The sequence below is a fragment of the Bradyrhizobium sp. CCGUVB1N3 genome (assembly GCF_024199925.1).
Classification (GTDB): Bacteria; Pseudomonadota; Alphaproteobacteria; order Rhizobiales; family Xanthobacteraceae; genus Bradyrhizobium.
Window position 1 is genome coordinate 4,726,325 of record NZ_JANADR010000001.1, and the last position, 22,638, is coordinate 4,748,962.

Genomic DNA, 22,638 nt, shown 5'->3' on the forward strand with positions numbered 1-22,638 from the left:
TTCATGGTCATCGGCTCGTGTTGGCGCCAGTGACGTGATCGCGCGTGCGGGCCTCAATGACGCGATTGCTGAAATAATTCGCCGCAAGGCCAATCGCGAGCGTCGCGAGCGATCCGCCGAAGCCCGGGATCACGCTGCCCGCCACCGCCGACAATCCCTTCGACAGCAGCTGAAGCGTCGAGTCGTTGGCGAACATCCCGGGCAAGGCGTCGAAGATGGTATGGAACTGGGTGAGCCCGCGCGCGCCGTCGACGATCTGGAAGAAATTGGAGAGTGCCGGATTCGAGCTGATGACATTGGCGGGGATCAGCCCGCGGATATTGTCGAGGATCTGGATATTTTCCGGCGACACCAGCTGCTTGACGTTGAAATTCTGCAGCTGCTTGGCGGCATCGAGCACCTGCTGGGTGTTCGCCGGATCGGCACGCAGCTGCGGTGAGGTCAATAGCTTCTGCACCTCTCCCAGGAATTGGGACAGATTGGGCGGCGCGGGCGTGGCAACGTTGTTGTTGATCACCTGGACCGCGGCGCTGTTGCCGATGCCGAGCGCGCCGAGGATCGAGGAGATCCAGCCGGCGATCTTGGTATTGTCCGCGGCCTTGATGGTCTGCGAGCCGCTCGCCCTGAGATCGTCCGATGTCGCGGACAGGCGATCGCGCGACAGCGGTCGCGGCTGCGGCCGGGCGAACGCGGCCTGGGTCGCTGCATCGAGAGTGCCCGTCGGGGGAACGTTGTTGTCGGCCTGGAACGCCAGCAGCGCCTCGCGCGTCAGCGTGCCGAACTGGCCGTCGATCTCGCCCAGCGAATAGCCAAGCTCGGTCAGCTTCCGCTGCAGGCCCTCGACCAGCGCGCCCTTGTCGCCGAACCTGAGTTCGATCGCCTGGACGGGGGTCGTTTGCAGCTCCCGCGGCGCGATGTCCGGGCTACTGATCTCTGGTGCTTCCGCCCATCCGAGCGCCGTCTGACGGATTTCGGCGAGCCGGTTGAGCCAGCCGCGGCCGAACGTGTCGAAGATGGGAAGGCCGCGCAGATAGGATTCGTAAGCCGAGCAGTAGTCCTCGACCAGCATCTTCTGATCGGCGGCAAGGCAGGCGTCGATGGTGGACGAACCCATGCGTCCGTCCACAGTGAGCCCGTTCTGCCCACGGCCCAAGACCTGCTGCAACAAACGGATGCCGCGCGTCGTCCCGCTCAGGACGGCCGTGTTGTAGACGACCTGGGCGGCCGGCAGCGGAATCTCGTCGCCATGCACCGGCGTCCAGTAATTGGCGCGGAAGATCTGCAGCGCCTCGTCCCGCGTGAGGTTTCGCACGTCATCGGCGGTGACAGGCGCGTGCCGCCAGGCCGACAGATCCTTCAGCGTGATGCCCATGTTGGTCGGGCCGCCGGGATCGCGCGGATGATTGGTGTAGCCGCCCTCCCATTTCTCGATGAGGGCGTGCACCTTCTCGAAATTTCCGAGCGCGATGTCGCCTTGCAGGGGCGACCCGCCGCCGCGCGTTTCCATCAGCCGGCTTGGCACCGGCCGGCCGTTCTGGATGCCCCTCACGGAGCTCCAGTCGATACCCGTCTCGAGATCGTCGGGTTTGACGTCGATCTCGAAATGCATGGTGTCCTTGACACTGTTCCAGTTGCCGCCCCACTCGAACACCCGCTTCTTGTTGACCGTCCTGATCGCAAGCGCGTCGTCGATCATGGCTTGCGTCATGTCGGTGTCGGCAAGGGCACGCTTGACGTCCTGGGCGCGCAGATCCTGCGTTGGCTGGTCGGAAAAGCGGACCTTGCGCTGGTCCGGGGTCTCCTTGTACGGGTTCGTATTCCAGTTGATGTCGAGTGCGATGCCGTAGGCGTGCAGGCTCTTCTCGGTACCGCCGGTGATGGCGCGGCAGTTATAGCTGTCGGTGTCGGCCGTCCTGATGTTGTAGCCGTGCGCTCCCAGCACCATCGCCAGCGCCTGCCAGGCGTCAGCCGTCGGCGGAGCGACGAGGATCTCGTCGGGACCAAACGCGATGCGGACCATCGCATGCTCGGCGCACTCGAACGACTTCCAGTTTACGCGCTGTTGGGCGGTCGATTCACTCATGCAGCCCCCTCCATCGCCTGCCCGTCAGCCACGGCACGGACCCGAGACAGGGATACGCCCTCTAAAAAAATCTGCGTGCCGCGTGGGCAATCCGGCCCTTGAAATCAAAACGGCCGTCTTCGAAATGGGTCGCCTTCCAAATGCAACCTTAGGCTACAACAGGGACCGTCACACCGCGTGTGAACTGGATCACTTGCGGCAAATCGTCCATGCGACCTCACGCGGGGCCGCACGCGTTCGCCGCACGGGGCGGCGCAGGGCGCCGCAACTTTGCAGGTGGCAGGCAAGCCATCCCGCGATCACCGCCGGGACCGACGGCCGCAACACCGGCGTTCAATCTAAAATATCGAAAACAATCCCATGCCAGGTCGAACGGCGGCCGGTGCGAGGCATTGCGGATTTTACCGACGCGTCGGGCAAATCAGGCCGCCGTTCCATCATTGGCGACGATCGAGCATGTGGAGGGCTCGGTGTCTCCGAGGGACGATCTCAGTTGCTGACCCGGTCCAGCTCGACGGACACTTCGGAGGCCCAGGCCCCCGGCGATTCCAATGCAAACGATTGATGATTGGCTTTGGTGCGGATGGTCACGAAAGCGGCGACGGTGTTGCCTTCAATCCTTGCTTCGACAAGTCCGTCCGAACTCGTCCCGGTGATCTTGCCGCCCTGGCGATACTCGCTCTCAAACCAGTTACCTGAAATTGTGGAGCCGTCCTGCTCGATCTCTGCGGATAGCAGCATCTTGTAGGCATCGCTCGCGCATTTCAGCTCGAAGCTCATGGACTTTTCGGGCTTCTTGACCACGTAGCTTGCCTTGCAACGAATTCGTTCGCGGCCTCCCTCCGACAGCTTCATGGAACCATTCCCGGACCACGCCCCGGCAAGACCGTCGATCGCTGCGCTCGCATGCGACGACGCGAGCAGCAGACAGCCAAGGACGGCCGCTCCAATCTGCCGCTTGTAACAACCAATTCTGACCAACGCTCTCTACTCCCTGAACGCCAAAAGCCTTCGATTCGGCTATTACTCCGGAATAAGTGTCCGAAAGATGTTCGTGAGTTTGCTGCTGTTGGCGAGCGGGACGCGAGCAACATTCCGCAACAAGAAAACGCGGGCGCGCGGAAGACGCGAAAATCGCTCAAGCAAAACGATCAGGCCGAAAGGCGTCGAGATTCGGAGCGTCATTCCGCTTTTCGATGAGGCTTGCAACGATGCGGCTCGTGACGCCAGCCAAGGTCATGCCGAGATGTCCATGGCCAAAAGCGTGGATCAGGTTCGGATAGCGTCGGCTGGGTCCAATGACCGGCAGGGAATCGGGAAGAGAGGGCCGAAAGCCGAGCCATCGCGATTGAACGGGTCCGAGATCCGGAAACAGCTTGCGGACGCCTCGCTCCAGAAGGGCAACCTGGTTCGGATTGAGCGGCGCGGACAGGCCGCCGAGCTCGACCGTTCCCGCGACCCGCAAACGGCCGGCCATGGGCGTGACATAGAAGCCGAGATCGACCGGGCTGACGGGCCGCTTGATCGGACAGGCGTCCATCGCGAATTCGATGTGGTAGCCGCGCTCCGTGTCGAGGGGAATATTCTCGCCGGCTTGTTCGGCCAGCGACCGCGACCAGGCGCCGGCGGCAAGGACAACCGTACGCGCTTCGATCGTGCGATCGCGGCATACCAGGCGGATCCGTGCTCCGTCCTGCGGTTCGAGCCGATCAACACGCGCGCGCTCGAACGAGGCGCCTCTTGCCGCGGCCGCGGCCGCAAGCCGGCTGGTCAGCGCGGCTGGATCGACGGTGTGAGCCGCATCGGGAAAGAAAATGCCGCCGGCTGCGCGAGGTAGTGCAGGCTCCAGCCTTGCGACCTCTTCCGACGTCAAGCGCTCCTGTCGGACGCCGAGTTCGCCTCGCAGCCGGGCCCCCCACTCGCCGTCTTCCTGCGGCATTTTTCCCCGATAGAGATAGAGGCAGCCCTCATATCGCAGAAGGTCCGACAATCGAGCCTGCTCGGCGAGCTCTCGCCAAACCGGCATCGCGTCCTTCAGCAAATCCGCCAGCGCATGTCCGTTGCGGCGCGCGCGGACAGGCATGGATTGCCAAACGAAACGCGACAGCCAGGGAACGAGTGCGGGCACGCCGGCCAGCCTGACGGCGAGAGGACTGTCGGGGTTGACGAGCAGGTTCGGCAGATTCCGCAAGACGTCGGGGTTGCCGACCGGTGCACAGGCGTAGGGAGCCAGTGTCCCGGCATTGCCGTAGGAGGCGCCCGAACCCGGCTCGTTCGGGTCGACGACGACAACCTCACGGCCGTTCTCGGCCAGCCGAAATGCAATCGCAAGGCCGATGATGCCGGCCCCGACGATCGCGACGTCCGTTTTGATCAATTCCGCCACAACGGCTCAGACCGCGCCCGAGATTTCGAAATGACCTGCATTCAACAGGTCGGTCATGATCGAGAGCGCCTGCCGCAATTCGCCGGATGACGGCGCGGCGCCCACATTGATGCGCACGGCATGGGCGAGAGTCTCGCGTCCCACGGCGAACGCATCCGCAGGCAGCACGCCCACGCCGCGCTGACGGCAGGCGCGGGCGAAAGCTGCGCCGCGCCAGGGCTCGGGCAAATGCAACCAGGCGTGAGGCGACGTCTCCTGGGTCTGAACATCGAATGCCGAGAGCGCATCGCGCAAAATGGCCTGCCGCCGACGCAGCTCCTCGCGCTGGACGTCGATGATCCGCTTCGCGGTCCCCTCTTCCAGCAGAATGGTGGCAATCAGCGCCGTGAGCGGGCTGATGCTCCAGCAATCGATCCGCAGGGCGGCTGCGACATTGCCCAGCACCGCGCGCGGCGCGACCACGAATCCATAGCGCAGGCCGGGTGCGATGCATTTCGACAGGCCGCTGATGTGGACGGTGAGTTCGGGTTCCAGGGCGGCAAAAGATGGAACGACGCGGTCGAGCAGCGGACGGTAAACATCGTCCTCGATGATCAGCACGTTGTGCCGCCGCGCGATCGCGGCGAGCGCGCGGCGGCGCTCCTCGCTCAATGTGACCGTCGTCGGATTGTGCAAGCTGGGCACGACGAAAACCGCGCGGGGGCGCAAGGTCGAGCAAGCCAGCTCGAATGCGTCCGGCCGCATGCCCTCCCGGTCAATCGACACGCCACGCAGGTCGACGCCCTGCGACCGGCAAAGGGCGCTGATGCCCTGATAGGTGATGGAGTCGGCGAGGACGACATCGTCGATTTGTGTCAAAGCCCGCAACACGCAGGCGAGGCCATGCTGGGCGCCATCGGTCAGAACGATGCGACCGGCGTCACCATCGCCCGCCACGCCATTGAGCCAATCCGCCACCGCTGCGCGCGCCCATAGCGGACCTTCAGGGGGATGATAGTCTTGCAAGGCGCCAAATCGGCGATCCCTGGCGATGTGCGGCAGAAGAAGCGACAGCGCTTCACGATAGGCCGAAGTCGCCGGTCGGTTGACGGACAGGTCGATCAGACCGGCCTCGTCGCTGGGAGCGGACTTGAACCCGCCCTCCTCCGTCTCCTTGGCGGCGACAAGCGTTCCACGACCAGGACGCGCCTCAACCAGGCCGCGCTGTTGCAAGGCCGAGAAGGCGCGGGTGACGGTCGTGACGTTGATGCCGAGCAGGCGCGCAATTTCCCGATGCGGCGGCAGCCTGTCGCCTTCAGCCAGTTCGCCACGGGCAATTCGCTCACCGATGGCATCCGCCAAACGCTGATAAATTGGCCGATCGCTGTTCGGCAATTCCAAATTCTCGAGCATTGCTGCCTGGCGCCCCGAGCGCTCTTGTCCTGACCAAGGCTTTCTTAACATGGAGGAAAGCGTCACACAATCTAACTTGTATGCATGTCATGGAGTATCAACAGCCCAATTATATGGCATGATAACTGCCGCAAATTGCACCACAAGTCAGACTTGACGCTATAATTCTCGCATTGTACGGTCACCCAATCCTCAATTGTATGACCACATAATTGAGGCGGGACATCCCTGGGAGGTGGAGCGATGGTTTCGACCGGACAAAGTTCGTCGCTTCGTGAGGCCCTGGCGGACGCACGCCCCGCAACAGGCCCGTTGGGAGCTTCGGCTGCGATGACGAGCAAGCCCATAGGCGGTCGCGAAAGGGAGCGACAAGGCGACGCCAAATTTGTCGAATTCATCGACGTCGAGAAAACCTACGGTCATTTTCATGCCGTCCGCCGGTTGAATTTGAGCATCGGCCGCGGCGAGTTTCTGACGTTCCTCGGACCGTCAGGCTCCGGCAAGACCACGACCCTGAACATGCTGGCGGGCTTCGAACGTCCGAGCCAGGGCGTGATCACACTCGACGGCAAATCGGTCGACCGCCTGCCGCCCTATGAGCGAAACATCGGCATGGTGTTCCAGAACTACGCGCTGTTTCCGCACATGAGCGTGGCGGACAACGTCGCCTTCCCGCTTTCGGTGCGAAAGGTACCCAAGGCCGAGATCGGGCCACGCGTCACCCGCGCCCTCGAAATGGTGAGGCTGGAACGCTTCAGGGATCGCAAACCGACGCAACTCTCCGGCGGTCAGCAGCAGCGCGTCGCACTCGCCCGTGCGCTCGTCTTCCAGCCAACCCTCGTTCTGATGGACGAACCCCTCGGCGCGCTCGACAAGAAGCTGCGCGAGCATATGCAGATCGAGTTGAAGCAGATCCACGAAATGCTCGGCGTCACCATCGTCTATGTGACGCACGACCAGAGCGAAGCGCTGACGATGTCGGATCGCGTCGCCATCTTCGAGAACGGCGCCATCGTTCAGATCGGAACGCCGGACGGGCTTTACAACGAGCCGGCGACCGCATTCGTCGCCAGCTTCATCGGTGAAAACAACGCGCTGGATGGCATCGTCGAACGCGTCGATGGCGATCAATGCCTTGTCACGCTGCCCACGGGATTGAGGACGACCGCCATGGCGATCGGAGACATTCGTCCCGGCGCACCAGTCCAGTTGGCGGTCCGGCCCGAACGGATCGCCGGCGCCGGCGACCATTCTGACAATCGCTTTCAGGCGACGGTCGACGGCCGGATCTATCACGGCGACCATCAACGCCTGCTCGCGCGTCTGCCGAGCGGGCAGGTCCTGACAGTCAAGATCGGCCCCGACGCAACAATGGCGACGGGCGAAGCGATCGATCTTGGCTGGCGCACGGCCGATTGCCGGGCTTTTCCGGCAGGCGTCGCCCCGGACGGCATTACCGCGAACACAGGGAGCGTTTCATGAAGCTGACCTACAGGACGACCTTGCTTGCCTTGGCAAGCGCTGCGATCATTTCGCAGATTCAGCCCGCCAGCGCCGCAGAACTCACCGTGATGGCGACCGGCGGCGAATGGCAGACGGCGCTACGGAAGGCCTGGTTCGAGCCGTTCGCCAAGAAGATGGGCGTCCAGTTCAACGAGCAGGAATACACGGGCGAACTCGGCAAGATCAAAGCGATGGTCGAGACCGGCAACGTACCGATCGACCTCGTGACCGTTGAGACCTCGACCGTCCTTCAAGGCTGCGACGCCGGCGTGCTGATCCGCCTCGACTATTCGAAGGTGGCCGATCGCTCGCGGTTCCTGCCCGGTACCGCTTTGGACTGCGGCGTCGGCATCGACGTCTATGGTGATGTGCTGGCTTACGACACCACCGTGCTGAAAGAGCCGCCGACGTCAGTGCTCGATATCTTCGACACCAAGAAATTCCCCGGCAAGCGCGCCATGCGCAAGGCGCCGGCGCAAAATCTCGAATGGGCGCTGATGGCCGACGGCGTGCCGATCGCCGACGTCTACAAGGTGCTGGGAACGCCTGCCGGGGTCGACCGCGCTTTCAAGAAGCTCGATACAATCAAGAAAGATATCGTCTGGTGGGAAGCCGGCGCACAGCCGCCGCAATTGCTCGCGTCCAAGGAAGTGGTGATGACGACCGCCTGGAACGGGCGCATTCAAAACGCGATCGACAAGGACAAGCGTCCGTTCGCCATCGTCTGGGACAATCAGATCGTCGAATACGACATGATTGCCATTCCGAAGGGCGCAAAGAATCTCGACCTCGCCTACAAATATCTCGCCTATGCGGCCGAGCCCGAGGTGAGCGCGCAACTCGGCAGCCATATCCCCTATGGTCCGGTGATGGCGGATGCGACGCCGTTCGTTCCCAAGGATGTGCTGCCGAAACTGCCGACGGCACCGGACCACATGAAGGCCTATCTGGTCGGTGACGTGGAATTCTGGGGCGATCATGGCGAGGATCTGGTGAAGCGCTTCAACGCCTGGCTCGCCCAATAGGACGGCGCCGACAACAACGGATCGGGCACCCCTGCCCGATCCCAGCGACCACGCCAGGAGACGTCGATGTCGTCGATCGCCATGCCTAGCATCAAGACACGGACCAGCGCGACGGATCGCAGCGACAGCCTGCGCCCACTGGCGCTCGCGGCGCCGCTGCTGCTCCTGCTGGCCTTCAGCTTCGGCGCGCCGATCGTGGCGTTGCTATCGCGCGCCGTGTACGAGCCGACCATCGCCAATGCGCTTCCACGCACCATCGCGGCCTTGCGGGTAGACGGCGCCACAGGCGTGCCGGCCGAACCGGTCTTCAGCGCCTTCGCGGCTGACCTGAAAGAGGCGCAGGCGGCAGGCGTGATCTATGAATTCGCCAAAACCCTCAACACCCGCCTGCCCGGCGCGCGCAGCCAGGTGTTGCGCGTGGCGCGCCTCGCCGGTCAGGACCAGACGGCGACCAAGGAGGCGATGATCAAGGCCGCGCCGCTTCTGGGCGAAGAACAAGGCTGGGCGGCGATCCGGGCAGGTACGAACCGGTTCACCTCGTTCTTTCTCCTCAGCGCTTTCGATCTGCGCTGGACCGACCAGGGAACGATCGGCGCGGTACCGGCGGATCAGGCCGTCTTCACCCGGGTCTTCGGCCGGACCTTCCTGATCGCGACGCTGGTTACGCTGGCGACGCTGGCGCTCGCTTTTCCGCTCGCCTACGTCATGACCAACGTGCGGCCCGTGATTGCCGGCATCGTGCTTGTCCTGGTGTTGCTGCCATTCTGGACGTCGATCCTCGTGCGCACGGCGGCATGGACCGTGATCCTTCAGAAGTACGGCCTTCTCAACGACCTGTTGCTCTGGCTCGGCGTGACGTCGGACCGCCTCGAGCTGATGTACAGCCGGACAGGTCTCATCATTGCGATGACGCACATCCAGTTGCCGTTCACGCTTCTGCCGATCTATAGCGTGATGCGCGCCGTGCAGCCGTCGCAACTCAGGGCGGCCCAATCGCTCGGCGGCCGGCCTTTCACCGTGTTTCGGCGGGTCTATCTGCCCCAGGTCATGCCGGGCGTATTGGCCGGCTGCCTGCTCACCTTCATCCTGTGCCTCGGCTATTACATCACGCCGGTCCTGATCGGCGGCGCCAGCGACCAGTTGATCAGCAATTTCATCGCCAACTACGTCAACGTCGAGCTGAACTGGGAAATGGCGGCGGCACTCAGCTTCGTGCTGCTCGCATCTACGCTCGGCCTGTACGTCGTGATGACACGCTATCTCGGTCTCGACCTCTTCAAGATGGGATGAAGCGCCATGCTGTTGTCGCCATACCCGACCACCAGTGAACGGATCCGCGTCGCCGCGCTTTGGATCTGGTGCGTCCTGGTGCTGATCTTCCTCGTCGTGCCAATTTTCGTGCCCGTGCCGCTTTCTTTCAACAGCGGATCTTTCTTCACCTTCCCGCTGGCAGGCATTTCGACACGTTGGTACGAAGTCGTGCTCGGGACGCCGCGCTGGCGCGCCGCAATCGGCAACAGCCTGCTGATCGGCGCGGGCGCGACCGTCCTTGCGACATTTCTGGGAACGTTGACCGCGATCGGCTTGTCGGACCCGAAATTCCCGGCCCGGCGGTTCGTCGTGCCGTTGCTGATTTCGCCCCTGATCGTCCCGGTCGTCGTGACGGCGGTCGGGACCTATCTCTTCTATGCCCGCATCGGGCTCGCCAACACCTATGTCGGCATCATCCTCGCCCACACCGTGCTGGCGAGCCCCTTCGTCGTGGTGACCGTCGGCGCGAGTCTCACGGGGTTCGACCGCAATCTGATGCGGGCGACGTCCAGCCTCGGAGCGAAACCGCTGACCGGATTCCGTCGGGTCATGCTGCCGCTGATCCTGCCCGGCGTATTGTCTGGCGCCGCCTTCGCCTTTGTGACCTCCTTCGACGAGGTCGTCGTCGCACAGTTTCTCGCCAACGCCCAGCAGCGCACCCTGCCGCTCGAGATGTTCACGGGCCTGCGCGAGCAATTGAGCCCGGCGATCACGGCGGCCGCTACGTTGATGATGGGCCTGTCGATCCTGCTGCTGATCGTCGCCAATCTGCTCGCCCGCCGGTCGCGCCAAGGCGCCAGTGCCCTGGCCGAGTGAGGCCTTGTCACATGTCTTATCACACGACGATCAGCGGCACGCGCTGGGCCTTTCACGACCTCAAGACGCTGCTTGCCAAGGCTTCGCCGGCCCGCTCCGGCGATGCTCTGGCCGGCGTCGCGGCGCAGAGCGCGATCGAGCGTGTCGCCGCCCAGACGGTGCTGGCCGATCTCCCTCTCAAGACCTTCCTGAATGTCGATCTCGTACCGTATGAGGACGACGAGGTTTCCCGTCTGATCCTCGATAGCCATGACCTGACGGCATTCGGACCGGTGTCGCATCTGACCGTCGGCGGGTTTCGCGAATGGCTGCTCGACACGCGGACCACGACGAGCCATCTGACGGCGCTGGCCCCGGGCCTGACCCCGGAAATGGCCGCCGCAGTGTCCAAGATCATGCGTGCGCAGGACCTCATAGCGGTCGCCGCCAAGTGCAGCGTTGTGACGGCTTTCCGCAACACGATCGGCTCACCCGGCCGCCTCTCCACGCGCCTGCAACCGAACCATCCGACCGACGATTCCCGTGGAATTGCAGCGAGCCTGCTTGACGGACTCCTGTTCGGAGTCGGCGATGCGGTGATCGGCGTCAATCCCGCAACCGATAGCCTGCAGGACTATGTGCGGATCGTCAGCCTGCTCGACGATGTCCGGGAGCGCCTCGGCGTCCCCACACAGACCTGCTGTCTCGGTCATGTCACGACCGCGATCCAGGCCATCAATCTCGGCGCCCCGGTCGATCTCGTCTTTCAATCCATAGCCGGCTCGGAAAAGGCCAATCGAGGATTCGGGATCAGCCTGTCCGTCCTCGCGGAGGCCCATGAGGCCGCAGTTTCGCTGGCGCGCGGCACGGTCGGCCGGAACGTCATGTATTTTGAAACTGGACAAGGGAGCGCATTGTCCGCCGACGCAAATTTTGGAGTGGACCAACAGACGATGGAAGCGCGCGCCTACGCGATCGCGCGGCGGTTCACGCCGCTGCTCGTCAACACGGTCGTCGGCTTCATCGGTCCCGAATATCTCTACAACGGCAAGGAAATCACGCGGGCGGGGCTCGAGGACCATTTTTGCGGCAAACTGCTCGGCGTGCCGATGGGATGCGACGTCTGCTACACCAATCACGCCGAAGCCGATCAGGACGACATGGATGCGCTGCTGACGCTGCTGAGCGCCGCAGGCGTCACCTTCGTCATCGCAGTCCCCGGCGCCGACGACGTCATGCTGAATTATCAGAGCCTGGCGTTTCACGACATCCTCTACGCCCGCCAGACTCTCGGCCGGCGATGCGCCCCGGAGTTCGAGGATTGGCTGCTGCGGATGGGCCTCACCGACACGGACGGTCGTCTGCTCGAGCAGGCGTCCGGAGCGATCGGTCCGGCCATTGCTCTGATCGAGACGATGAAGGCCTGATGATGCGCGACGACCCGCCAGATCAGAGCGATCAGTTCGCAGTGACCGACAAGCTGGCGCGCCTGCGACGCTTCACGCCGGCGCGCATCGCGCTCGGGCGGGCCGGATCCGGCCAACGGACTGCCACCAGCCTGCGGTTCCTGCTCGATCATGCGCGCGCCCGTGACGCCGTTCATGCCACGCTTGATTTCGATTCGATCGGGCAATCGCTGCGCGAGCAGGACTGGAGCGTCGTTGCGGTCCGGAGCGCTGCTGCCGATCGGACCGAATATCTGCGTCGCCCGGATCTGGGGCGCCGCCTTTCGCCCGCGGGACGTCTTGCGATCGACGGCCAGCAACGCGGCAACAATGTCGCAATCGTCGCCGCAGACGGCCTCTCAGCATTGGCTATCGAGGTCAACCTTCCGCCGTTGCTCGATCATCTGCGGCGGCTCCTGTTGGCTCAAGGCCTCACAATCGGACCACTCGTTCTCGTCGAGCAGGGACGCGTCGCGATCGGTGACGAGATTGGTGGTCTGCTTGGCGCCAGGCTGGTCGTCGTCCTGATCGGCGAACGCCCGGGCCTGTCGGCGGCTGACTCGCTCGGTGCCTATATCACGTGGCAGCCCCAGATCGGCATGATGGATTCGAGCCGAAATTGCATCTCCAACATTCGCCCCGCAGGACTGTCGCCGGAAGACGCGGCCACGCAGATCGTCGGCGTGATCGCGCTGGCGTTCAAGCATGCCGTGACGGGCGTCCAACTGAACGATTTGCGGGGTGCTGAAGCAATCCCTGTGGTCGGGCCTCGAGAATAGGCCAACCAGATCTGCCGCCTAGCCCATTTGTGGCGGCGGCCCTGTGCGTGCACCCCAAAACAAAAACGGCCCGCACGTGGCGGGACATTTTCTCATCGGATCCGGCAAAATCCGAACTTGGCTGCGGGGAGGCGCAACAACCGATACCGACATTCGGTCCTGGTTGCTATTTGAGGAGGATTGCCGTCTTCGCACGCCCAGCGCCCAGCGCGGTGAGCGCCCTGACGGATCAAGGTGCCAGGCGCCCACGCGCGAACGCCGCCGCCTCTTCGATCGAGGCCATGCCTTCGTCGAGCATCGGCGCGAACAGCTGCCAGGAATGGCACATGCCGTCCCAGATCTTCAGCTCGGCGGAACCGCCTGCCTGTCGCAGCCGCCCGGCGAGCTGCACGCTGTCGTCGCGCAACAGTTCCCACGAGCCGACATGGATCAAGGTCGCGGGCAGTTGCGACAGGTCGCCATTCAGCGGCGCGAGATAGGGCGACGCCGGCAGGCTGGCGCCGAAATAGACCTGCTTGAACAGCTCCGTCAGTTGCGGGGTGAGCAGCGGGGCATCGGCAATGGTGCGGAACGACTCGCTCTGGCCCGTAAAGTCGAGCGCCGGCGACATCACGACCAACGCGCCCGGCATGGGCAAGCCCTCGTCGCGGGCCCGCATCGCCGTCGCTATCGTGAGGTTGCCGCCCGCCGAATCGCCCGACAGGCAGACCGCGGATGGCGCAAATCCCTGCTCCAGCGCCCATCGATAGACGGCAAGGGCATCGTCATGCGCGGCGGGTGCCGGGTGTTCCGGCGCAAGCCGGTAGTCGGCGGCGAGAACGCTGAAGCCGGACGCACGCGCCAGATTGGCCGCGACGACACGATGCGAGCGCGACGAGCCGAAGAAGAAGCCGCCGCCGTGGAAATAGACGATCAGGCGCTTGCCGTCCGAATTGGGGTAGCGGATCAGATCGCCGCCGACGGGGCCCGACGATACCCGCTCGATCATGGCGCCGTCCGGGATCGGCGTCTGCGCGTTGATCGCCTCGAACCAGGCGCGCATGTCCGCCGGACTGCCGTTGGCCGGCGGCGGGAATTGCGCGCTCATCTGCAAGATCGCGTCGAGTTGCTGCCTGGACATGTTTCCTCCGTTTGCGCTCAGTGCATCCGCACGATCGGCTTGATCGCAGCGCCGGTCTCGGAATCGTGGATCGCCGCGTTGATCTCATCGAAATTGTAGAACCTGACGAGCTTGTCGAACGGAAAGCGGCCCCGCCGGTAGAGATCGATCAGCGTCGGGATGAAGACATCGGGGTTGGCATCGCCCTCGACGATGCCGATCAGGCGGCGGCCGGCGCTCATGAAATGCGTCTCGTTGAGCACGATCTCCGCATCCGGTCCGGACGCGCCGAGAATGCCACAGGCGCCGCGCGGACCGAGGCTCTCCACGGCGTTGCGGATCACCGCGGGCAGGCCGGTGGTGTCGAGCGCGAAATTCACCCCCGTGCCGGTGATCCGCATGATCTCTTCGACCGCGTTGGCCTGGCGCGGATCGACCACATGGGTCGCGCCGAGCGATTTCGCGATCTCGAGCCTTGCCGGATTGGTGTCGACCGCGATGATGGTGGTGGCGCCGACCACATGCGCCGCCATCAGCGCGGAGAGCCCGACCGATCCGGATCCGAACACAGCGAAGGATTTTCCGGCCGAGACCTTCAGCGCGTTCATCACAGCGCCGGCGCCGGTCTGCACGCCGCAGGCGAGCGGACCGAGCAGCTCGAGCGGAACGTCGGTCGCGACCTTCACCACATTGACCTCGTGGCAAATCGCGTGGGTCGCAAACGACGACTGGCCGAAGAAATTGCCGTTGATCCGCGCGCCATCCGCCGATAGCGCGCTCGATCCATCGGCGCGTGCGGCGAAGAAATTGCGTGGGAAGAATTCATGGCAGTAGCTGGCGGCATGGTCCTGACAGCTCAGGCAGCCGCCACAGGAATTGAACGTCATCACCACGTGATCGCCGGGTTTCACCTTGGTGATCCCCGCCCCGACCGCCTCGACGACGCCAGCGCCTTCGTGCCCGAGCACGACCGGCAGCGGCGTCGGCAGCATGCCGTCGCGGACGACGAGATCGGTATGACAGACGCCCGTGGCCTTCACCTTGACGAGGATCTCGTCGGGACGCGGGGCTTCGAGGTCGATGGTCTCAAGCTTCAGCTGCGCGCCCTTTTCGCGGGCGACGGCGGCACGGATCTTCATCCTGGTCTCCAGAGGTCAGAGGTTTTGAAATGGAAGGCTCCCGGCACGCGAGGCGCCGGAAGCCGTGCGGAATTGCGGAACGGTTCAGAACGGATACGGCGTCGCTTGCGGCTTCTCCGAGGTCCACACCCACTGCGTGAACTCCTCCCAGATCGCGGGCCCACTGATGCGGCTGCCGTTGCCGGAACGGCCGCGCCCGCCGAATGGCGCGAACGGCCCGCCATTGACGGTCTGGTCGTTGATGTGGAGCTGGCCGACCGCAAGGCGATCGCCGACGGCGCGCGCCCGCGCGATCGAGCCGGAAATCACGCCGGCGGCGAGGCCATAGTCGGAGCGATTGGCAAGCTCGACCGCTTCATCGTCGCTGGTGAAGCTGACGAGGCAGGCAACGGGTCCGAAAATTTCCTCCTCGAACGCGCGCATGCCGGGCTTCACGCCGGCGAGCACGGTCGCCTGGTAATAGCGTCCGTCATGGTTGCCGCCGGCCAGCAGCCGCGCACCCTTCGCTACCGCATCGTCGACGATCGCCTGGATCTTCGCGACCTGCGCATCGCTGATGATGGGACCGAGCGCAACCTGCCCTGACGACGGATCGCCCGCGGGCAGATGCCGCGCCTTGTCGGCGACCTTCGTCGCCAGCGCTTCCGCAATATTCGCATGCGCGAGCACGAGTCCGGTCGACATGCAGATCTGCCCCTGATGCAGGAACGCCCCCCAGGCGGCATTGGACGCCGCCACATCGACATCGGCATCGTCGAGCACGATCAGCGAATTCTTGCCGCCGAGCTCGAGCTGCACCTTCTTGAGATGGCGGCCGGCGACCTCGCCGACCTTGCTGCCGCCTTCCGCGGAGCCCGTGAAGGAGATCATCGCGATGTTGGGATCGGCACACATCGCTTCCCCCGCCGCAGCGCCGCCCGGCACGACCTGCAGCACGCCCTTCGGCAGGCCGGCATCCTCGAAGATGCGCGCGATGATGATGCCGCCGGACACCGCCGTACGGGGATCGGGTTTGTGGACCACGGCGTTACCCACCGCAAGCGCCGCGGCGATCGCGCGGATCGACAGCACCAGCGGGAAGTTGAACGGCGAGATCACGCCGACCACGCCATGGGGTACGCGCTTCGCGGTGTTGGATCGCCCCGGCTCCATCGACGGCAGGAGGATCCCGTTGGGCTCCATGGCAATCGCCGCCGCGTGGCGCACGAAGCCAGCGCCATGCTCGATCTCGATCGCCGCCTTGGGCTGGATCGAGCCGCTCTCGCGCATGATCCAGCCGATCAGCTCTTCGCCGTTCTGCTCGAGCAGATCGGCCGCCTTGTTCAGGATTGCCGCGCGCTCCTGCGGCAGCCTCAGAGCCCATGCCGGCTGGGCCTGGCGCGCCTCGCGCGCGGCCCTGGCGATGTCCTTTGGATCGGCGATGCCGACCGAACCGAGCACCGCGCGCGTTGCCGGATCACTGATGTCCATCACGCCGCCATCGGTGGCGCTCCATTCGCCCAGGAATGCCTTGCCGCGCCAGCGGTCGACGGCAATGAAATCGCGCGCCTGCATGTTCATCGAAATATCCTCCCGCTCCGCCCGATGCGGATTGATTGACGGCACGGTCGTTGCGACCGCGGCCTGCTTGCCGGGGAGAAAGAGAGGCAAGACAATTGCCCCGCGCACGGCGACCTGATGGCACGCCGCACTCCTGGTTCGAGACCGTGAACCGGTCCTCTTGCCTCGCTTCCTCCCGCGAATGGCTCAGTGGTGAGCAAGGCCGATGCCAGTCAATCGGAGCGGCTCCGCCCGAATCGCAAATTCACCAAATTCCCGAATTTAGGCAGATACTTATGGCCAACCTCGCCGTGCGCTGGCCCTGGCCGGACGAGGGCTTCCGTTCTCAACGATTTATGAGATAATGAAATCCTTATCGATCACTTTTCACTATTTCATGAATACGAGGCGCCCCCGTGACGGAGCGTGAAACCCGGATCTCACTGGCGGAAGCATCTCGCCGCGCCGCCCGGATTCTCACCCGCGGTGCCAGCAGCGAACTTGAGACCGGCGCTGCGCCGACCTTCAACGATCTCGCCGAGTCGCTGCACTTCGCGCTCGGCGATGGCCGCATCTGGCTCAACGACCAGCGCATGGTGCTGATGCAGTCGCAGGTGCTCGGGCGCCTGCGAAGCGAGATCATCGACGCCTTCGGGGTCGAGACCGCCCGCGCGCTGTTCACCCGCGTCGGTTACATGCAGGGCATGCGTGACGCGGAGTTGATCCAGAAGCGCTTCCCGAACGAGGACCTCACCCACGCGCTCGCGGCCGGGCCGCGCGTCCATACGCTGGAAGGCTTCGTCAAGGTGACGACGCGGCATTTCGAATTCGACCGCGACAAGTGCACGTATTTCGGCGAGTTCCTGTGGGAGGATTCCTCGGAAGCCGCCGAGCACCTCGCAAGCTACGGCCTCGCCAGCGAACCGGTCTGCTGGCTACAGGTCGGCTATCCCTCCGGCTACACCAGCAAACTGTGCGGCTGGCCGGTGATCTTCCGCGAGGTCGAATGCGCCGGCATGGGCGCGCCGCGCTGCGTGGTGGTCGGCCAGCACGCCGATGCATGGGGCGAGGACGCACCCGAGCGCAACTATTTCGGGCTGGAATGGAAGAGCCGCCCGGCGCACGCCGTCGGCAAGACCGTGGTCGCAGCGGACCAAAGCGCACCGCCCTCAGGCGACGACAGCACCGTCGCGGTCGGCGTCTCTGCCGCGTTCGTCCGCACCCGCCGCCAGCTCGAACGCGTTGCCGCGACGGATGCCACCGTGCTGTTCATCGGCGAATCCGGGGTCGGCAAGGAGCTGTTCTCCAGCCAGCTTCACGCCATGAGTCGGCGCAACAGCGGTCCGTTCGTGGCGATCAACTGCGCGGCTATCCCGGAGCAGCTCGTCGAATCCGAATTGTTCGGCGTGGAGAAAGGCGCCTATACCGGCGCCATCGCCTCGCGCGCCGGCTATTTCGAACGCGCCTCCGGCGGCACGTTGTTTCTCGACGAGATCGCGTCATTGACCTATTCGGCGCAGGGCAAGGTGCTGCGTGCGCTGCAGGAACGCAAGATCGAGCGCGTCGGCGGCAGCAAGACCATCTCGCTCGACGTCCGCGTGGTGGCAGCGTCCAATGTCGACCTGACCGCCGAGGTCGCGGCCGGCCGGTTCCGGCAGGATCTGTATTTCCGGCTCTGCGTGTTTCCGATCGCCATCCCGCCGCTGCGCGAACGCCGCGACGACATCCCGCTCTTGATGGCACATTTCCTCGGGATTTATTGTGCGCGGCACGATCGGCACCTCACGGGCTTCAGCCGACGCGCCACCGACGCGCTGCTGAAGTATGATTATCCCGGCAACATCCGTGAACTGCAAAACCTGATCGAGCGCGGCGTCGTCTATGCCGACGACGGCGGCATCATCGACATCAGCCATCTCTTCAGCGGCTCGGAGCTGCTGCCGCCCTTCTCGATACAGCTCACCAGCGACGGACGGTTGGGCCGCACGCCGCTGCTCGGTCTCGATCCATCGTCGACGGAAGAAAGAGACACCGCCGCGTTCAACAGCGGCGCGTCGTTCGCGGAAGGGTCGTTTGCAGAGATGGAGGTCGCCGCCTATCGCTCCGCGCTGACCCAAACGGACGGCAACGTGTCAGCCGCCGCGCGCCTGTTGAAGATCAGCAGACCAAAGCTGGACTATCGACTGCGCCGTCTCGGCCTGAGGCCATAGCGACGCGAGGTCGCTTCCGCGCTGTGCAATCCGACGGCCTCGACCTATGCCCCGCGCACCTCGATGAGCGGCTGAAATGAAGTGTCCGAGTTGCGCTGCGTTCGACTTCGGAAAACTCTGGCGCTTCCCAACCGAAGCATGATGCTTTTGGTTGCGGGGTGATTTGAACCGAAGAACAGTTGCCGGCGTCGATTTCGCAAAAAATAACCCCAGCAATCCATTTCAGACTGCTGGGGTTTCTCACCAATTTGGTTGCGGGGATATGCATCCATCTCAAATTGCTATTCGAGGCAGCGGCCTGAAACGCCATACCTAACGACCGCTTGGGCCGCGATCATCGACAGAGCCAAAGCTGGAGCGCGATCGCCGCGCCAAGCGCGCTACGGCGCAACAAGCGCTTTCGATGATCGTAGACGGGCGTGGAAAAGGAAAGATCGGGAACTAATACTTGAGGCCTTCTCGATCACTCAGCTCGCTACGAGCCGTGTCCGGCCGTGTCAGCCAACTGCCAAGTACGCACTGTGAAGGATGTCCGGATTTTTCTCTAACTCCTCCGGCTTGCCGGAGAATCGGATATTGCCTCGTTCCATAACGTAGACCTGACGGGACACTCGCAGCGCGATATGCGTGAACTGTTCGATGAGCAGGACTCCGACGCCGCTCTCGGCGAGTTGAATGATCACCGGAACCAGCCGGGCTACAATCACCGGAGCAAGCCCAAACGACAATTCGTCCGCGAGGATATAGCGCGGGCGATCGACGATGGCCTGGGCAAGTACGACCATCTGCTGCTGACCGCCGGAGAGCGATCCGGCGCGCGCGCCGAGCTTCTGGCGTAGCTCCGGAAACGTATCGAGCGCATCCTCAATGCCGTCCTCGCGCTTGCGGCCTGGCAGATGATGACCGGCGACCCGAAGATTATCGATGACCGATAGCTCACCAAGCACGTGGTGCCCTTCGGGAACGGCAGCAACTCCGAGGCGGCGGACCTGCTCGGGCCTAAGGCCCACAATTGATTTGCCGTCAATCAACACGGAGCCGGACGAGACGGGTAATGCGCCTGCTGCAGCTAGAACCAGCGAACTCTTGCCCGCACCATTTGCGCCAAGCAAGGCCGTAACCTGCCCCGGAGGAATCTCGAGATCGACGCCATGCACAACCTGCTTGCCGCCCCGTGCAATTGTCAGACGCTCGATCCGGATGCAATTAGTCATGCGGATTCTCCGAGATAGGCGGCACGCACCTTAGGATCTTTCAAGGTCTCACCCACCGGGCCGTAGGCGATCATGGTACCGAAATCGAGCACCAACGTCTTCGCACAGGTCGCCGAGATCAAGTCGACGTCATGATCGACGAGAAGAACCTGGGCGCCGCAGAATTTCGGGATGCCGACGATGGTCTGACGCATAAAATCAGATTCCGACTCGCTCAGACCCGCCCCGGGCTCGTCCATCATGATGATCTTCGGCGCGCCGACGATGCATCTTGCAATCTCGACCATGCGGCGGTCGCTCATCGCAAGGGCGCCACCCATCTGGTGAGCTCGATCCGAGAGTCCCGCATAGCGTAGAGCATCGGCGATGACGTCGTTACGGCTGCGCATTCCGTACGGAACATGATCGAGCATCCCGGCGACATTGTCCCAGACCGAGAGATTGAGTACCACTTGTTCGGTCTGGAACGTGCGGCGGATACCGAATGCCGAACGCCGATGCGTCGCCAGGCGAGCGATATCGTGATCGTCGATTGTTACGCGTCCGGCGGTAGGGGTAATGAAGCCGCTCAGTACGTTGAGCAACGTCGTCTTGCCCGCACCGTTCGGACCGATCAAGCCAGTTATGGGCGCATCGATCGACGCGCTCAGCGCGTTCAACGCCCTGACGCCGCCGAACCTCACATCGAGAGCATCGATCTCGATCATGCTGCCCTCCCCCGCCCCACTTCCCCGGCGAATGTCCTGATCCGCGCTACGGTATCGAGTATCTGACCCGCAATTCCGCGCGGTGCCGTGATCAAGGCATGGAGCAGACCCGCTCCGAATATGATCGTCGCGACATTTCCGTCGATGTGCCAATCGTTGAGGAGGCCGGGAACAGCCCGCAGCAACAGGCCCGCCAAAATCGGACCCAGCCAGCTATAGGCGCCACCGATAACCGTCACCGCGAAAAGCAAAATGGATTCGCTCGCCGGAAACGAGGTTAGGTCGAGCGTGCCGATCAGACCCGCAAGCAGCCCGCCGCATATGCCTGCAAGGAAGCCGGCAAGCACGAAGGCCCAAATCTTGTAGGCGACGATGTTGACGCTGGCAGATAGTGCGCATGCTTCGCTCCGACGCATCATCGCCCAGGCACGCCCGACTCGCGAGCGCTGATGCCCTACGACGATGAGATAGGCAGCGACGAGCGTAGCGAGGCAATAGCGAAAATAGCCGGCATCTGTCGTCGCGAACTGGGGACGGCCCATATAAAGACGCGGCCCGTTGTAGACCTTGCCGATGAAACCCACGCCGCCGTCGGGGAAATCAATGGCGGTAATCACCACCTGGAATCCGCCGGCGATCATCAAGGTCGCCAACGCGAGGTAGAGACCACGCATGCGGAGTGCTGGCAATCCAAAGATCAGGCCGAACAGCGCCGCCCCGATGCCGCCGCACAGGAGCGACAGCTCGAACGGCCAGTGAATCGCGTGCCAAGTGCGCAGCGCCACCCAACCGCCGACGCCCACCAGTGCGAACTGGCACAGCGAAACCATACCCAATTGCGCATAGAGAATCCCGGTGGCGAGCGAGCCGAGCGCCAGGATCAAGGAGGCCGTCAGCACCCGCAGCCAATAAGAGCTCGCGAGCTCGGGTGTCGCGAGGGCCACCACAAGGGCTATGATCACCCCGGCGACGATCCCCACAAGCGTCCCAAGGCGCGAATTCCCCCGAACGCTGACGGAGCGTATATCGTCGGCGCCCAACCCTATTCCACCAGCGATCAGCGGCTGTCCGTGACGCTGCAAGAAGATCAAGGCGACAACAGCGAAGACGAACGGCGCCAACGTTCGATAGGACGCAATAGCGGGAATGGGAGTGCCGATCGCTTCTATCGCGCCGATTGCCAAGCCTCCAATGACCGCGACACCGAGCGACTGGACGCGACCGGCGATCGCGGCGGCGATTGCCGGAATGACCATGAAGGTCAGAAACAGAGGTTGCATTCGTGCGAGATTGGCGAGCAGGATGCCGCTGACGCCGGCAATCAGCCCCGACATGACCCAGGCCCAGGAATCGACCTTCAAGACCGGCACGCCGAGCAGCGCGCTGATTTCCCGTCGATTGGCGAGCGCCCGCATCGCAAGCCCCATGCGAGTCCAACCAAGGAAGAGGATGGTGCCGACCGTTACCACGCAGGTCAGTCCGACGGCGATCAGGCGGGTATAGGTTACCCGCACATCCATGATTCGGATCCCGAGACTGTCGGTCGGCAGGCGCAGAACGCGGCCATACTCTCCCCAGAAGAAATCCATCAAGCCGAGCAACACCAGCGCAAGCCCAAGTGTGGCCACTGCACGTACCACCGGGTCGCTATGGGCCACTCTCGGGGCGAGGAGACGACCGTAACCCAGTGAAACCGCGATCGCGGCAGCGATGCCCGCAATCCACCCGATCCACGGCGGACTGCCTGAATTCCCGATTTGCCAGGCGATGATTGCCGAAAGTGCGCCTATCGCACCCTGCGCAAGATTGACCACGCCGGAGGCGCGAAAGAGAACTACGATTCCAACTGCCGATAGCGCATACACCGCGCCGGTAGCGAGCCCGGAAACGACGAAAGGACCGAGATTTGGCACTATGACATACTCAATTGATCTGACTTCCCGGCCTCTCGGCGGATTGAAACCGGTGAAAAAGGGCTGCAGGCGCTGATGGACCGAAGGTGAATTTCGTC

Annotated in this window: 17 protein-coding genes; 7 read left to right on the forward strand and 10 right to left on the reverse strand. The window is 63.7% G+C overall.

Annotated elements, in window-relative coordinates:
• Window positions 1–7 precede the first annotated feature (7 nt).
• From NLM33_RS22560 to NLM33_RS22575, 4 genes are all read right to left on the reverse strand, one after another.
• Window positions 8–2,083, reverse strand: a complete 2,076-nt coding sequence (locus NLM33_RS22560) for a glycosyl hydrolase 108 family protein (RefSeq protein ID WP_254098855.1) — start codon at window positions 2,081–2,083, stop codon at window positions 8–10.
• Window positions 2,084–2,572: 489 nt separating this feature from the next.
• Complete coding sequence (locus NLM33_RS22565) at window positions 2,573–2,938, reverse strand: hypothetical protein (protein ID WP_254098857.1); 366 nt, start codon at window positions 2,936–2,938, stop codon at window positions 2,573–2,575.
• Window positions 2,939–3,221: 283 nt separating this feature from the next.
• Window positions 3,222–4,469, reverse strand: a complete 1,248-nt coding sequence (locus tag NLM33_RS22570) for an FAD-binding oxidoreductase (RefSeq protein ID WP_254098859.1) — start codon at window positions 4,467–4,469, stop codon at window positions 3,222–3,224.
• A 6-nt stretch (window positions 4,470–4,475) separates the two neighbouring features.
• Window positions 4,476–5,861, reverse strand: coding sequence for a PLP-dependent aminotransferase family protein (locus NLM33_RS22575; protein ID WP_254098861.1), 1,386 nt, complete (start codon window positions 5,859–5,861; stop codon window positions 4,476–4,478).
• Between the two features lie 330 nt (window positions 5,862–6,191).
• On the opposite strand from NLM33_RS22575, the gene NLM33_RS22580 reads away from it, so the two are divergent.
• From NLM33_RS22580 to eutC, 6 genes are all read left to right on the forward strand, one after another.
• Window positions 6,192–7,343: an ABC transporter ATP-binding protein gene (locus NLM33_RS22580; protein WP_254098863.1), complete on the forward strand. Its 1,152-nt coding sequence runs from the start codon at window positions 6,192–6,194 to the stop codon at window positions 7,341–7,343.
• On the forward strand, window positions 7,340–8,389 hold the full coding sequence (locus NLM33_RS22585) for an ABC transporter substrate-binding protein (RefSeq protein WP_254098865.1): 1,050 nt from the start codon (window positions 7,340–7,342) through the stop codon (window positions 8,387–8,389). Before NLM33_RS22580 ends, NLM33_RS22585 begins: the two co-directional genes overlap by 4 nt.
• 66 nt (window positions 8,390–8,455) lie before the next feature.
• On the forward strand, window positions 8,456–9,679 hold the full coding sequence (locus NLM33_RS22590) for an ABC transporter permease (protein ID WP_254098867.1): 1,224 nt from the start codon (window positions 8,456–8,458) through the stop codon (window positions 9,677–9,679).
• Window positions 9,680–9,685: 6 nt separating this feature from the next.
• On the forward strand, window positions 9,686–10,516 hold the full coding sequence (locus NLM33_RS22595; RefSeq protein WP_254098869.1) for an ABC transporter permease: 831 nt from the start codon (window positions 9,686–9,688) through the stop codon (window positions 10,514–10,516).
• Between the two features lie 11 nt (window positions 10,517–10,527).
• Window positions 10,528–11,922, forward strand: a complete 1,395-nt coding sequence (locus tag NLM33_RS22600; protein WP_254098871.1) for an ethanolamine ammonia-lyase subunit EutB — start codon at window positions 10,528–10,530, stop codon at window positions 11,920–11,922.
• Window positions 11,922–12,719 carry an ethanolamine ammonia-lyase subunit EutC gene (gene eutC, locus NLM33_RS22605; RefSeq protein ID WP_254098873.1) on the forward strand — a complete coding sequence of 266 codons (798 nt, stop codon included), beginning with the start codon at window positions 11,922–11,924 and terminating at the stop codon, window positions 12,717–12,719. The genes NLM33_RS22600 and eutC overlap by 1 nt, the downstream gene beginning before the upstream one ends.
• Window positions 12,720–12,948: 229 nt before the next feature.
• Here the strand turns inward: eutC and NLM33_RS22610 are convergent, their stop codons facing one another.
• From NLM33_RS22610 to NLM33_RS22620, 3 genes are all read right to left on the reverse strand, one after another.
• On the reverse strand, window positions 12,949–13,839 hold the full coding sequence (locus NLM33_RS22610; RefSeq protein WP_254098875.1) for an alpha/beta hydrolase: 891 nt from the start codon (window positions 13,837–13,839) through the stop codon (window positions 12,949–12,951).
• Between the two features lie 17 nt (window positions 13,840–13,856).
• Entirely contained in the window at window positions 13,857–14,957 is a 1,101-nt protein-coding gene (locus NLM33_RS22615; RefSeq protein ID WP_254098877.1) for an NAD(P)-dependent alcohol dehydrogenase, read from the reverse strand.
• A gap of 84 nt (window positions 14,958–15,041) precedes the next feature.
• The gene (locus NLM33_RS22620) at window positions 15,042–16,607 is read right to left on the reverse strand and encodes a benzaldehyde dehydrogenase (protein ID WP_254098879.1); all 1,566 of its coding nucleotides are present in this window, start codon (window positions 16,605–16,607) and stop codon (window positions 15,042–15,044) included.
• Window positions 16,608–16,912: 305 nt separating this feature from the next.
• Between NLM33_RS22620 and NLM33_RS22625 the strand changes: the two genes are divergently transcribed.
• Window positions 16,913–18,706, forward strand: coding sequence for a sigma-54-dependent Fis family transcriptional regulator (locus NLM33_RS22625; RefSeq protein ID WP_254098881.1), 1,794 nt, complete (start codon window positions 16,913–16,915; stop codon window positions 18,704–18,706).
• Between the two features lie 497 nt (window positions 18,707–19,203).
• Here the strand turns inward: NLM33_RS22625 and NLM33_RS22630 are convergent, their stop codons facing one another.
• Genes NLM33_RS22630 through NLM33_RS22640 form a run of 3 tightly spaced genes read right to left on the reverse strand, consistent with a single transcriptional unit; the run spans window position 19,204 to window position 22,540 of the window.
• Window positions 19,204–19,920 carry an ABC transporter ATP-binding protein gene (locus NLM33_RS22630; RefSeq protein ID WP_254098883.1) on the reverse strand — a complete coding sequence of 239 codons (717 nt, stop codon included), beginning with the start codon at window positions 19,918–19,920 and terminating at the stop codon, window positions 19,204–19,206.
• Window positions 19,917–20,579: an ABC transporter ATP-binding protein gene (locus NLM33_RS22635; protein ID WP_254098885.1), complete on the reverse strand. Its 663-nt coding sequence runs from the start codon at window positions 20,577–20,579 to the stop codon at window positions 19,917–19,919. The genes NLM33_RS22630 and NLM33_RS22635 overlap by 4 nt, the downstream gene beginning before the upstream one ends.
• Window positions 20,580–20,623: 44 nt before the next feature.
• Window positions 20,624–22,540: an ABC transporter permease gene (locus tag NLM33_RS22640; protein ID WP_254098887.1), complete on the reverse strand. Its 1,917-nt coding sequence runs from the start codon at window positions 22,538–22,540 to the stop codon at window positions 20,624–20,626.
• Window positions 22,541–22,638: the final 98 nt, after the last annotated feature.